The sequence below is a fragment of the Larkinella knui genome, assembly GCF_003858645.1.
Taxonomy (GTDB): domain Bacteria; phylum Bacteroidota; class Bacteroidia; order Cytophagales; family Spirosomataceae; genus Larkinella; species Larkinella knui.
Genome location: NZ_RQJP01000006.1, coordinates 374,318 through 387,155, shown reverse-complemented (window position 1 = coordinate 387,155; position 12,838 = coordinate 374,318). Strand labels below are relative to the sequence as shown.

General features: G+C 50.4%; 15 protein-coding genes. 12 read left to right on the top strand and 3 right to left on the bottom strand.

The window, feature by feature from the left end:
• Positions 1–18: 18 nt before the first annotated feature.
• Entirely contained in the window at positions 19–555 is a 537-nt protein-coding gene (gene mog, locus EHT87_RS27615) for a molybdopterin adenylyltransferase (protein ID WP_124910008.1), read from the top strand.
• Here the strand turns inward: mog and EHT87_RS27610 are convergent, their stop codons facing one another.
• Together EHT87_RS27610 and EHT87_RS27605 are read right to left on the bottom strand one after the other, a co-directional pair.
• On the bottom strand, positions 556–1,857 hold the full coding sequence (locus EHT87_RS27610) for an anthranilate phosphoribosyltransferase (protein ID WP_374756043.1): 1,302 nt from the start codon (positions 1,855–1,857) through the stop codon (positions 556–558).
• Between the two features lie 284 nt (positions 1,858–2,141).
• A complete protein-coding gene (locus EHT87_RS27605) occupies positions 2,142–2,690 on the bottom strand; it encodes a phosphatase PAP2 family protein (protein WP_229321405.1) in 549 nt (182 codons plus the stop codon).
• 193 nt (positions 2,691–2,883) lie between these two features.
• Here EHT87_RS27605 and EHT87_RS27600 point away from each other — a divergent pair, with 193 nt between their 5' ends.
• The 11 genes from EHT87_RS27600 to EHT87_RS27550 all read left to right on the top strand — a co-directional run bounded on the left by EHT87_RS27600 (position 2,884) and on the right by EHT87_RS27550 (position 12,504).
• On the top strand, positions 2,884–4,425 hold the full coding sequence (locus EHT87_RS27600; RefSeq protein WP_185716366.1) for an ArnT family glycosyltransferase: 1,542 nt from the start codon (positions 2,884–2,886) through the stop codon (positions 4,423–4,425).
• Positions 4,426–4,504: 79 nt separating this feature from the next.
• On the top strand, positions 4,505–5,050 hold the full coding sequence (locus EHT87_RS27595; RefSeq protein WP_124910005.1) for a YceD family protein: 546 nt from the start codon (positions 4,505–4,507) through the stop codon (positions 5,048–5,050).
• Positions 5,051–5,129: 79 nt separating this feature from the next.
• Positions 5,130–5,324 (top strand): 50S ribosomal protein L32, encoded by a 195-nt coding sequence (gene rpmF / locus EHT87_RS27590; RefSeq protein ID WP_124910004.1) that lies wholly within the window; start codon positions 5,130–5,132, stop codon positions 5,322–5,324.
• A 185-nt stretch (positions 5,325–5,509) separates the two neighbouring features.
• On the top strand, positions 5,510–6,448 hold the full coding sequence (gene plsX, locus EHT87_RS27585) for a phosphate acyltransferase PlsX (RefSeq protein WP_124910003.1): 939 nt from the start codon (positions 5,510–5,512) through the stop codon (positions 6,446–6,448).
• A 129-nt stretch (positions 6,449–6,577) separates the two neighbouring features.
• Positions 6,578–7,564 carry a beta-ketoacyl-ACP synthase III gene (locus tag EHT87_RS27580; RefSeq protein ID WP_124910002.1) on the top strand — a complete coding sequence of 329 codons (987 nt, stop codon included), beginning with the start codon at positions 6,578–6,580 and terminating at the stop codon, positions 7,562–7,564.
• A gap of 104 nt (positions 7,565–7,668) precedes the next feature.
• On the top strand, positions 7,669–8,232 hold the full coding sequence (gene efp / locus EHT87_RS27575) for an elongation factor P (RefSeq protein WP_124910001.1): 564 nt from the start codon (positions 7,669–7,671) through the stop codon (positions 8,230–8,232).
• 82 nt (positions 8,233–8,314) lie between these two features.
• Positions 8,315–8,788 (top strand): acetyl-CoA carboxylase biotin carboxyl carrier protein, encoded by a 474-nt coding sequence (gene accB, locus EHT87_RS27570; RefSeq protein ID WP_124910000.1) that lies wholly within the window; start codon positions 8,315–8,317, stop codon positions 8,786–8,788.
• Positions 8,789–8,888: 100 nt separating this feature from the next.
• Positions 8,889–10,235 carry an acetyl-CoA carboxylase biotin carboxylase subunit gene (gene accC, locus EHT87_RS27565; RefSeq protein ID WP_124909999.1) on the top strand — a complete coding sequence of 449 codons (1,347 nt, stop codon included), beginning with the start codon at positions 8,889–8,891 and terminating at the stop codon, positions 10,233–10,235.
• A gap of 178 nt (positions 10,236–10,413) precedes the next feature.
• Positions 10,414–11,754: a xylose isomerase gene (gene xylA / locus EHT87_RS27560; protein WP_124909998.1), complete on the top strand. Its 1,341-nt coding sequence runs from the start codon at positions 10,414–10,416 to the stop codon at positions 11,752–11,754.
• Positions 11,755–11,827: 73 nt separating this feature from the next.
• Complete coding sequence (locus tag EHT87_RS27555; protein WP_124909997.1) at positions 11,828–12,049, top strand: PLD nuclease N-terminal domain-containing protein; 222 nt, start codon at positions 11,828–11,830, stop codon at positions 12,047–12,049.
• Positions 12,046–12,504 (top strand): nuclear transport factor 2 family protein, encoded by a 459-nt coding sequence (locus tag EHT87_RS27550; RefSeq protein ID WP_124909996.1) that lies wholly within the window; start codon positions 12,046–12,048, stop codon positions 12,502–12,504. Before EHT87_RS27555 ends, EHT87_RS27550 begins: the two co-directional genes overlap by 4 nt.
• Positions 12,505–12,582: 78 nt before the next feature.
• Here EHT87_RS27550 and EHT87_RS27545 read toward each other — a convergent pair whose 3' ends face one another.
• Positions 12,583–12,810: a hypothetical protein gene (locus EHT87_RS27545; protein WP_310587582.1), complete on the bottom strand. Its 228-nt coding sequence runs from the start codon at positions 12,808–12,810 to the stop codon at positions 12,583–12,585.
• Positions 12,811–12,838: the final 28 nt, after the last annotated feature.

Here is a 12,838-nt window from a genome sequence, read left to right as displayed (position 1 = left end):
CACCCTGAAATTTTGAAGATGGCAACCCAAATTCGCATTGGTGTTATCAATGTTTCCGACCGGGCCAGCGCGGGCATTTACGAAGATATTCCCGGAAAAGCCGTGGTCAGTCTGCTGACAAAATACCTGAGTTGTGACTGGGAACCGGTTTACCGCGTCATTCCCGACGAACAGCCCCAACTGGAAGCCACGATGATTGAACTGGCCGATGGCGAAGGCTGCTGCCTGGTGGTGACGACGGGCGGAACCGGCCCGGCCTTGCGCGACGTGACGCCCGAAGCGACCGAAGCGGTTTGCCAGAAACTATTGCCGGGCTTTGGTGAACTGATGCGGCAGGAAAGTCTGAAACACGTGCCGACGGCCATTTTATCCCGCCAGACGGCCGGTATTCGCAACCAGACGCTGTTTCTCAATTTACCCGGAAAACCGACGGCGATCGAGCAATGCCTATCCGTGGTTTTTCCGGCCATCCCGTATTGCATCGACTTGATTGGCGGGCCGTTTCTGACGACGCACGCGGAGATAATGAAGGTATTTCGGCCCAAATCGGCCTGATTAGCTCAATCGGACATCTTTCATGGTCCGGCCGTCCAGTTGCCCTTCGATCCAGTCCATGCCCCGGCCCAGCAAGGCCTGCGTGAAATGCGCGCGGTTGTCGAAATCTTCGCTGTCGGTTTCGCCGTCCTTCATGAAATCGCGGATAAGCCGGACGTTGTCACTGACCTGCAAATTCGTCACAATCTCATCCGTTTCGGTCCGGTATTCGGCAAAGGCGGGCAGGTCGATGTCGAAATTTTGATAGAACAAATGGCCGCGGGCCGTCCGGACAGCGCACAGAATACCGCTGCTCCGGCTGGTTGCAGGTGAAAGACTTCCTTCCAGACCCCGCTTCATGACGATGACCGCGTCAAAACCGGCCATCAAAGCCAGCTCCGCCATTTTCATCTGGAAAGGAACCTGAAAAACGGACGTTACCAGAATGCGGGCGCTGCACGGATTTAAAATTTTTTCGAGCGTCGCCAAAAAAGGGCGTTTGAGAATGATCCGACGGCGGTCGACCCAGCGATTCAGGGCCGGAGAAAGAGCTTTTTGGTCGAGCACCCAGCCGAAAGGCTCCGGTGGCGTATTGATTTCGTGGTTGCTCTGCAACATCTGACACCCCAGATAGAGGTAAAGATCGTGGGCGTTGAGGGTGTAGTTAGGCCCCGGCGTCCGGCCCACAACCGACAGGGCACCGTAGCCGCGCTGCTCGAAGAAATGAGCCAGCAAGGGCGTAACCAGATACGTATGCTCGACGCCATCAAAAGGTTCGGCCAGTTGAACCAGCGGACGATCGACGCAGCTCAGTTGTCGAAAACCGGGTGTAATGGTTTCCATGGCCGCATCATAAAATCCCTTGTATTCGTCGTTGGATTCAATCCGGATTCGTAACAAACTGGTGGCCATTCCTTTGAAGGTCTCGCAGTTGTCGTCCGAAAACAGGAAGTTACCCAACTGGTGGGCTTCGCTGGCGCGGAGAATATGGCCTTTCAGCAGTTTTGTGGCAATGGGAAAGAGGCTGGTTGGCAGGTCCGGGCATACTTTATTGATAAAGAAAGCCGGATTTAAAAAAGCATTTTTTCCGAAAACCGTCTCCAGCGACTGTTCTTCCGGCGTCGGTCCCTTGGCTAGTAAAGCCCCCAAAAACGCCCCTTTCTGCAACGGATCGCCCTGGTCCGACAGCAGCACCTGTCTGCATTCCTCCATTAAATCAGGCGAAAGCGGTCGGCGACCCAGCTTGCCGAAACCAATGGCCTGAATACCCCGTCCTAATGCCGTTGTGGTAGGGTCAGCGATGGATTGCAGTTGTGACATCATACGTCTGAAGCGTGGAATTTAGGCTGAAATTACGAAAAGAGATAGGTTTTATTGATAAATAGGCTTCGTTTTAAACTGTATTTTTCAGAAATGCCAAATAATTATTGATATAAACGTATTATTTCAGGCTAATTTTTTGGGAAATTAGCTTTTTTGCCAAATTGATAAAATAGATTTTCAGGAAAGCCGGCTGAGTAGGTATATACGTAAAGGCAGCCAGGCAAACTATTTACCGGTATGATGTAATTATTTGAAGAATAAGTTGAATGGATAAGGTAGAGGTATTATAACCGCAACCGTCGGTCGTGCCACGTTTTCGGATTTTGGTCCCAGTGGCGGCCCAACACCAGGAAAACAACTACGGAAGATACCGTACCGATGATGGAGCCAACGTATACATCTTCCACAAAATGCTGGAATAAATAAACGCGTGAATAAGCGGTAACAACGGCCAGTAGGGCAAAAAACCAGCCCCGGCTCTTGCGCTCATCCAACAACGCCAGCAGGCAAAAAACCGAGAAGGCCGTCGTGGAATGACCGGATGGAAAACTGTTGTAGCTGTGAATATCCAGGCCGTCGATGATCCGGTATTGCCAGGTAGAATGCTCGAAATACTTCAGAGGGCGCAAAGAATCCGAAAAAACAAACTGTTTTAGGGCGCGGGTCACCAGAGTCGACAACAAAAAGGATGCAATTCCCATGAGTGCAAACCGGAATGACCAGAAGAGCAGGATGACACAAACGATGGCAGCAAATGCACCGTCGCCCAGGTAAGTAACACGAGCAAAAAACAGATCGGCAAGGGGGCCGTTGTGCGCATTGACCCACTGCATAAGTTCCGTTTTGCTGTAAAGCAGCAGTAAGACACTAACCGTTAGGAAGAAAAAAAGATAGACTATAAAAAAGGAACGATTCTTCGTTATGACTTCCATAAATACCTGAATTAACGTACAGAAATAACAAATAGGATGTGAAAAGCATGAATAAGCAGGTATCTTGATGCCGTTTTTAACAACTCTGCCCTGTATGAGTTTACGTTCATGGCCCGGTTTTTTTTCAGTGGTGCCAACCAAACCCGTCTATCGCCGGATTGGATGGCTGTTTACGCTGGCCTGGGGCGCTTTCATCGTTTTTCGACGCCTGCTTCGCGAAGGCATGTGGGCCGACGGCCTTACCTACGCAGCTATTTCCCGGAATATGGCAATCGGCAAAGGATCGTTTTGGTCGCCGATTTTTGCCAGTTCTTTCTGGTTACCCTACAACCAGACCGAAACGTTTTATGAACATCCTCCCCTGCTGTTTTATATTCAGTCCTGGTTTTTCAGACTGCTGGGCGATACTTATGTAACCGAACGTGTGTATTGCCTGGTGGTTTTCATTCTGATCATTGCGTTGATTGTTCAGTTATGGCGGCAGCTCATACCGGCCGATCATCCGCTGTATCGGTGGGAATGGCTACCGGTATTTCTGGTGTTTACCTTCCCGCTGACGGAGTGGACCTACGAGCAGAATTACCTGGACGCCACCATGAGCCTGTTCTGTTTGTTGGCCGTCAAATATACGATTGCGGGCTGGCAAAATCCCCAAAGATGGTTTTTAATGGCTACGCTGGCGGTTTTGTCGCTGCTTGCGGCCTTTCTGACCAAGGGGCCGGTGAGCCTGCACGTGCTGGCAGTTCCGGGCTTGTACGGACTGTTTTATGGCCGAACCCCGGAAATCGCAAAGGCAATCCGCTGGACATCCATTCTGACCGGCGGTTTTGTCCTTCTGATGGCTCTTCTCGTGCTGTATGAACCGGCCCGGATTTTCCTGCAAGCCTACTTCAATCAGCAGGTGTGGGCCGCTTTGAACAGCAAGCGCGAAGTTTTTGAAGATACACAGGGCCCTTTCGGGCGGATGTACATTATCAAAGTTCTGCTGATCAATGTGGCCCCTGCGGTGGCCCTACAGGCTGTTTTATGGGCCCTGAACCGGTTTTGGTTTAAGTCCCGCGAGCCGGTTCGTCCACTTTCGGGGCTAATCCGGTTTTATATTGGACTGGGTCTGGCGGCTACCCTGCCCATTATGGCCACCACCAAGCAAATCGACTACTACGTCGTTGCGGCCATTCCTTATATGGCTCTCGGGTTAGCCGCCTGGATGGGGCCGCAACTGCTGAAGGTGATCGATTCCGTGTCATTAAGCCCGCGCAGTCTGCAGATCATACTGGGAGCGGGCGTGTTCGCCTGTGTAGCTGCCGGGGTATACGGCGTGAACATTGCCGGGACACCGTACCATAGTTATAAAGATATTCTTGTCGAAGTAAACAAAATCGGGGCGGTGGTTCCACCGGATACCAAACTGGGTGTGTGCCCGGAAATGATGGTAAGCCCGTTACTGCATTCGTATATTCAGCGGTATAACCGACTTGAAATGACGACGCTGGACAAAAAGCCGGACTATTTTCTGGCCGATGAGCGCTGCCGGGATGGGCAACAGCAACAATTGACTTATCTGGGGTACCAACCCGTATCCATTTCTCTAAAAAGCTATTCCCTGTATCATCGGTCGGACCGATCCGTGAAATGACAAAGACGTTCTAAATTGACAGCTAATCTTTTATGGTTCAGAAATAGTTCGTAACTTTGCGGACTATTTTGAGACGATAGTGAAAGAGATCCAAAAATACACCATCTCGATCAGTAGTCTGGAAGACAAAACGTACGAGTTCGACTTTGAGTCGGGCGATGCGTTTTTCGAGGCTATGGACCAGGAATTGATTCAACATGGATCATTCAAGACGCATTTGGTTCTGACCAAGTCATCGTCAATGATTCAGCTCAATTTCCATATTTGGGGCACATTGGGACTTGTTTGTGACCGTAGCCTGGAGCCTTTCGACGAGCCAATGGATATTCGGGAGCAGTTGTTTCTGAAATTTTCGGATCGGGTAGAGGAGTTGACCGACGAAATCGAACTGATTCTGTGGGATACGCAGCAAATTAATATTGCGCGTTACCTTTTCGATTTTATCGTGCTGTCATTGCCGATGAAAAAACTCCATCCCCGTTTTCGTCAGGAAGAAACGGACGACGATGAGGAACAGGAAGGGAAAGTGGTTTACCGTTCGGAGCCAGCCGGTCCGGATGATGAAACCGCCGAACCGCCCGTTGACCCACGCTGGGAAGCATTACGAAAACTGAATAATAATTAATACCCTTTGTTATCGCTCCAGCGACCGTTCCGGCTGTGGGAGAATGGCAAGATAGACTGACAATTGACAAGATACAATTATGGCACATCCCAAACGCAGACATTCAACCACCCGCCGGGACAAGCGTAGAACGCACGATAAACTGACCGCCAAAACGCTGTCTTTTGATGCGACAACCGGCGAAATTCACGTTCGTCACAAGGCACACGTTTTCGAAGGCAACCTGTATTACAAAGGCAAGGTCGTTATTGAAAATTACGCACCAACCGCCTGACATTTTAGCCCCCAACCCCATGCCGGGGCTTTTTTCACAGTATCGAAAACCTCTTTCAGGAGGTTGGGGGTAACAAGTATTTCACAGGAATCTGCATCGGATGAACGTGAAATACTTTTTTATTGCCGGGCAACTACTATTTTTACACGTTCGTTTACCAATTCAGCGCACCCAAACCTGGTTCAATGAGAATCGCAGTCGACGCTATGGGTGGCGATTTCGCTCCGGACGCTATTGTGGAGGGAGTCGTGATGGCCACTAAAGAATTACCGAGTGACGTTACCATCGTATTGGTGGGCAGACAGCGGGTAATTGAAGACCTTCTTCAGAAATATAAGTACGCAGGCTCCGGCGTGGAGATTGTCCATGCAGAAGATGTAGTCGAAATGGGAGAGCACCCCACCAGGGCGCTTTCGCAAAAACCCAATTCCAGTATTGGAGTTGGGTTTAAACTTTTACGTGACAAAGCTGTCGATGTTTTTTGCAGCGCGGGAAATACCGGTGCGATGCATGTCGGCGCGTTGTTTAGTATCAAAGCGATCGAAGGCGTCATGCGGCCCGCCATTGCCGGGTTTGTTCCTCAGTTGAGTGGCGGTTTTGCCGTTATGGTCGATATTGGTGCCAACGCCGATTGTAAGCCGGAAATGCTACTGCAATTCGGCGAAATCGGTTCCATTTACGCTCAGTATACGTTTGGTATCGATCAACCCCGGGTGGCACTGCTGAACATCGGCGAGGAAGAACAAAAAGGATCGCTGCTGGCCCAGGCCGCCTACCAGTTACTGAAGAACAGCCCCAAAATTAATTTTGTCGGTAATATGGAAGGCGGAGATCTGTTTCGCGATAAAGCGGATGTGATTGTAACCGACGGTTTTACCGGTAATATCCTTTTCAAAATGGGCGAGTCGGTTTACGAACTGAACAGAGATCTGGGGCTAAAGCACGAATTTACGGATAAGACCAACTACGAATCGGTCGGCGGTAGCCCGATTGTCGGCGTAAATGGGAACGTCATTATCGCCCACGGTATTTCGTCGCCGTTGGCAATCAAAAATATGATTAGTCTGGCAAAAAGGCAGGTAGAATCCGATGCATACACAAAAATTGCCCAGGCTTTAAGTTGAAATAAGACAGGAGACAATAGACATGAGAAAAAAGACTAGCGAAACCGGTATGTTTACCTTGCCCCACAGCAACTCTCTGGTCACATGTTTGGTTACTTTTGTCTATCATTTTGATTGTACCCCCCGAGTATGAACAGTAGAGCGGCAATTACAGGCGTATACGGATATGTGCCGGACTACATCCTGACCAACGCGGAGTTGGAAAAAATGGTGGATACCAGTGACGAATGGATCACCAGCCGCACCGGTATCAAAGAACGGCATATTTTGAAAGGCGAAGGCCTGGGCACGTCGCACATGGCCGCCAAAGCAGTTGGCGGGTTGCTGGCAAAAACCGGCACGGCACCGGAGGAAGTCGAATTACTGATTTGCGCCACCACAACGCCTGATTATGTTTTTCCGTCAACGGCCAACCTGATTTGTGATATGACCGGTATCCGGGCCGTCGGCAGCTTCGATATTCAGGCGGCCTGTTCGGGTTTTTTATACGCCCTAACGATTGGCTCCCAGTTTATTGAAACCGGCAAATACAAGAAAGTAATTGTGGTAGGTGCTGATAAGATGTCGGCCATTGTCGATTATACCGACCGGACCACCTGCGTATTATTCGGCGATGGAGCCGGTGCGGTTCTGCTCGAACCCACTACGGAAGACAACGGTATTATGGATTCCATCATTCGCTCCGACGGTGCCGGGCAGAACCATCTGGTTCAGAAAGCGGGCGGAAGCCGTTACCCACCCACCCACGAAACGATCGACAAACGCTGGCATTACGTCTACCAGGACGGCCCGTCGGTGTTTAAATTTGCGGTCAAGAATATGGCCGATGTTTCTGCCGAAATCATGGAGCGCAACCACCTGAAAGGCAGCGATGTGGCCTGGCTGGTGCCCCATCAGGCCAACAAACGGATCATTGAAGCCACCGCAAACCGCATGGGCCTGGGCATGGACCGGGTCATGCTGAATATCCATAAATACGGCAATACCACCGCAGCCACCATCCCGCTTTGCCTGTTCGACTATGAATCGCAGTTGAAAAAAGGCGATAACCTGGTTCTGGCCGCTTTTGGCGGAGGATTCACCTGGGGCGCGATCTATGTGAAATGGGCACTATGAGTCAGGTGATTAGAAGGATCAGTCAGGCTAAAAAAGTCGGATCGATCACGTAACGCCAGCATCATAGTCAATCAGTAAAATCAGTATAATCATAGTTCAAAATCATGGCAACGACCGCAGATCTTCGGAACGGACTCGTTATTCAATTCAATCACGATCTGTTCCAAATCACTGAATTTCAACATGTTAAGCCCGGTAAGGGTGGCGCATTCGTACGGACGAAACTGAAAAGCCTGACTTCGGGTAAAGTACTGGACAATACCTTCAACGCGGGGGTAACGATTTATCCGGTGCGGGTTGAACGCCGGAAATTTCAGTTTCTGTATAAAGATGAAGCTGGTTACAACTTCATGGATAATGAAACGTTCGATCAGATTAACCTGACCGAGAAAATAGTGGAAGGGGCCGATTTGATGAAAGAAGGTCAGGAAGTTGAAATTTTGATCAACGCCGAAACCGACACGCCTTTAACCTGCGAATTGCCCCCATTTGTGGAGCTGGAAGTAACGTATTCAGAACCGGGTATCCGGGGCGATACGGCCAACAGCGCCAAAAAGAAAGTCGAAGTGAGCACCGGAGCCACCATCATGGTACCGCTGTTTATCGAACAGGGGGATAAAATCCGGGTCGACACGCGTACCCACGATTATGTTGAACGAGTAAAATAAAAGGATGATGAACGATGAATGATGAATGGGTTCGGCCTTATTCATTCACATTCATTGTTCATCGTTCATCATTCCAAAAGAAATGGACACGAAAGACATTCAGAATCTTATTGACTTTATCGCCCAATCGGGGCTCGATGAGGTCAGTATTGAAACCAACGAACTGAAGCTGAACGTAAAACGCTACGGTCAGACTCCGGTTGCTTCGGCTCAGCCCGTTGCACAACCGGCACCGCAACCACCCGCACCCGCAGCTCAGTCGGCGGTTTCAACGCCCACGCCGACTGCTCCGGCACCCAAAGCGGATACCTCGAACCTCCTCACCATCAAATCACCGATGATCGGAACGTTCTACCGCTCGGCGGGCCCAGACTCCGATTCGTTTGTGGAAATTGGTGACGAAGTGAAACCGGGAAAAACCGTCTGTATCATCGAAGCCATGAAGCTCTTCAATGAAATCGAGTCCGAAGTCGCGGGCCGGATTGTCAAAGTCCTGGTCGAAAATGCCACACCGGTTGAATACGATCAACCGTTATTCCTCGTAGAACCTATCTAATGAGTGAATGAGTGATTGAGTGAATGAGTGAATAAAAACGGGCTTGCTTAATTTTTATTCACTCATTCACTCAATCACTCATTCACTCATTCAAAAATATATGTTCAAGAAAATCCTAATTGCCAATCGGGGCGAAATTGCGTTGCGGATTATCCGGACGTGCCGCGAGATGGGCATCAAGACAGTGGCGGTTTATTCGACGGCCGACCGCGACAGCCTGCATGTGCGGTTTGCCGATGAGGCCGTTTGCATCGGTCCACCGCCGAGCCGCCAATCCTATCTCAATATTCCCAGTATTATCTCTGCCGCTGAAGTCACCAGCGCCGACGCCATTCACCCCGGCTACGGCTTCCTTTCCGAAAACGCCGAATTTTCGCAAATCTGCACCGATTACGGTATTAAGTTTATTGGGGCCACTGCCGAGCAAATCAACGCGATGGGCGACAAAGCCACGGCCAAAGCTACGATGAGAGCTGCCGGTGTGCCGGTTATTCCGGGTTCGGAAGGGTTGCTGGAGTCGGTGGAAGAAGGGAAACGACTGGCTGCCGACATGGGTTATCCGGTTATTGTCAAGGCTACGGCCGGGGGCGGTGGCCGCGGCATGCGGATCATCAAAAGCGAGCTGGAATTTGAAAAAGCCTGGCTCGATGCCAAGATGGAATCCGGAGCGGCCTTTGGCAACGACGGCCTTTATCTGGAAAAATACGTAGAAGAACCGCGCCACATCGAAATCCAGATCGTTGGCGATCAATACGGCAAAGTTTGTCACCTGTCGGAGCGCGATTGTTCCATTCAGCGTCGGCACCAGAAACTGGTCGAAGAAACACCCTCACCCGTTGTCAGTTCCGAATTGCGCGAACGGATGGGCGAAGCCGCCATCAAAGGCGCATCGGCCATCGGCTACGAAGGGGCCGGAACGGTTGAGTTTCTGGTCGACAAACACGGCGACTTCTACTTCATGGAGATGAACACCCGGATTCAGGTGGAGCACCCCATAACGGAGGAAGTAACTGATTTTGACCTGATTAAGGAACAGATCAAAGTGGCAGCCGGGGCGCCCATTTCCGGAAAAAACTACACGCCGAAGATTTACGCGATGGAGTGCCGCATCAACGCGGAAGACCCCGCCAACGGGTTCCGTCCGTCACCGGGCAAGATCACCAACCTGCATTTTCCCGGCGGACACGGTATTCGCATCGATAGCCACGTGTACAGTGGTTACACCATTCCACCGAACTACGATTCGATGATCGCCAAGCTGATCGTATCGGGGCAATCGCGCGAGGAAGTGATTACGCGAATGAAACGGGCCTTGCAGGAAGTCGTCATCGAAGGCATCAAAACCACCATTCCGTTCCACATCAAGCTGATGGACGATCCCAAATTCCAGTCGGGTGAATTCACCACCTCGTTTTTGGATGGATTTGATTTCAGTACGTTAAAGTAACAACACGGACTAAAGTCCGTGGGTACGGAAAGCCGGAAGCTGTCTGCAGCTTCCGGCTTTTTTATGTCCCTTTAAATCATTCCATAGAGGATATTTGGCTGACTCCTGCCTTTCACCACTTGGTATCTCTCCGGAGAAGTGGATTTTGAAGTAGTACTAGTTTCAATCGCAACTTATCATGTCAAAACTGAACCTCACACTGGGCGACAAAACGTATTTTCCGTTCGTAAACGGCCCCATTCCTTACGAAGGCCGCGAATCGGATAATCCACTGGCGTTTAAATGGTATGACCAAAACCGCACAATTCTGGGAAAACCGATGAATGAATTGTTCCGGTTTGCGGTCGCTTACTGGCATACCTTCTGCGGTACGGGTGCCGACCCGTTCGGTCCGGGTGTCAAACTATTTCCCTGGAGCACCAACGCTGACCCATTGGGGGCTGCTTTCGAAAAAATGGATGCGGCTTTTGAGTTCATTACCAAAATGGGCATGGAATACTATTGCTTTCACGACACCGACGTTGCGCCCGAAGGCAATTCCAACGCCGAGTTTGAAAGCAACTTCCGGAAGATAGTCGATTATGCCAAACAGAAGCAGCAGGCCAGCGGGGTGCAACTGCTCTGGGGAACAGCCAACCTGTTCTCGCACGCCCGGTATATGAATGGTGCATCGACCAACCCCGATTTTCACGTGCTGGCCCACGGCGGCTGGCAGGTCAAGAACGCCATCGACGCCACGATTGAACTCGGCGGTTCGGGCTACACGTTCTGGGGCGGTCGCGAAGGCTATATGTCGCTGTTGAATACCAACATGAAACGGGAGCAGGAACACCTCGCCCGCTTCCTGACGATTTCGCGCGATTATGCCCGTAAACAAGGTTTCAAAGGCGCGTTCTATATCGAACCGAAACCGATGGAACCGACCAAACACCAGTATGATTTCGATGCCGCTACGGTAGCCGGTTTCCTGAATAAATACGGTTTGCAGGATGATTTTGAGCTGAACATCGAAACCAACCATGCGACGCTCGCCAGCCACACGTTCGCGCACGAGTTGCAGGTTGCCGCCGACAACAACATGCTCGGCAGCATTGACGCCAACCGCGGTGATTACCAGAACGGCTGGGATACCGACCAGTTTCCCATCGATCTTTATGAACTAACGGAAGCCATGCTGGTGATTCTGGAAGCGGGTGGTTTGAAATCGGGCGGGGTGAACTTCGATGCCAAAACCCGCCGGAATTCGACCGATCTGGACGATATTTTCATTGCGCACATTGGCGGCATGGATGCCTTTGCCCGGGCGGCCATCGTGGCCGAAACCATCCTGAGCAAATCAAAGTATAAGCAACTGCGCGCCGACCGCTACGCCAGCTACGACAGTGGCGAAGGGGCCCGTTTCGAAAAAGGCGAACTGACGCTGGAAGATTTGCGTGAATTTGCCCTGGCCAACGGCGAACCGAAGCAGATCAGCGGCAAGCAGGAATTGTATGAGATGATTATCAATCAGTATATTTAAAAGACGGAGGGTGACACGACGCAAAACCGTGTCACCTTTTTTGATCGCTCCCGAATCATACTGATTTCACACCATGATCGCGTTTTTAGATACTCTGGCCGGTACGGAATTTGTATTTTTGCTACTGTTCTTGCTTATTCCGGTTCTCATCCCCGTCATTGCCTTAATCGATATTCTTCGTAGCGAGTTTCGTCAGTCCACCGATAAGCTCATCTGGGTTATTGTCGTGCTCTGTCTGAATATCGTAGGTGTTCTGTTGTATGCCATGATTGGCCGTAACCAACGAATCGAATGAAAACTGTTTTACTAGTCTTGTTCTTACTTCCGGTTTCGGCGGTTTTTGCCCAAAGCAACGACGAAAAAGCGGTCCGTGCCGCCATCACCCAACTATTCGACGGTATGCGAAAAGCCGATACCACACTCTTTAAGGCGGTTTTTGCGCCAACGGCCTCCTTGCAGAGCATCGCTAAAAACAAGGAAGGTGTCGTCAGTGTGCGGAACGAATCGATTCCCAACTTTGTCGCGTCGGTTGACAAGCAAAAACCGGGCGCACTCGATGAGCGGCTTTCGGCGTATGAGGTGAAGATCGACGCTGAATTGGCCATCGCCTGGACGCCGTACGTTTTCTATTTCAACGGTCAGAAAAGCCATTGTGGCGTCAATGTATTTACGTTGGTGAAACTGAACGACGGCTGGAAAATTCAGGCCATTATCGATACCCGAAGGCGGGAAGGCTGTCCGGATTTGTAGAAGGACGTACTTTAAAATAGCTGCTCCATCGGGGCATTTCCCCGGCTGCCAGGAAACCGCCTACCCCTGCCGAACCAATCAACGAACCGGATCCCGGCGGTTGATTTCCGCTTGAATGCCTTTCAGGTTTTTTGAATAGCTGGACCCAATCAGAAAAGAAAAAATCAGCAAAATAACAGGCAGCAAGAAGCCCTTATTGGTAGCCGAATAAATAGCAATGCCAACTATGAAACCGATAAATACCGCAAGTATCGTTTTTTGTGATTTCAATTTTTTCTCTTCGGACACTAATTCATCAAGTGTCATTTTAGAGTAGTCTTTACTTGAAAACATT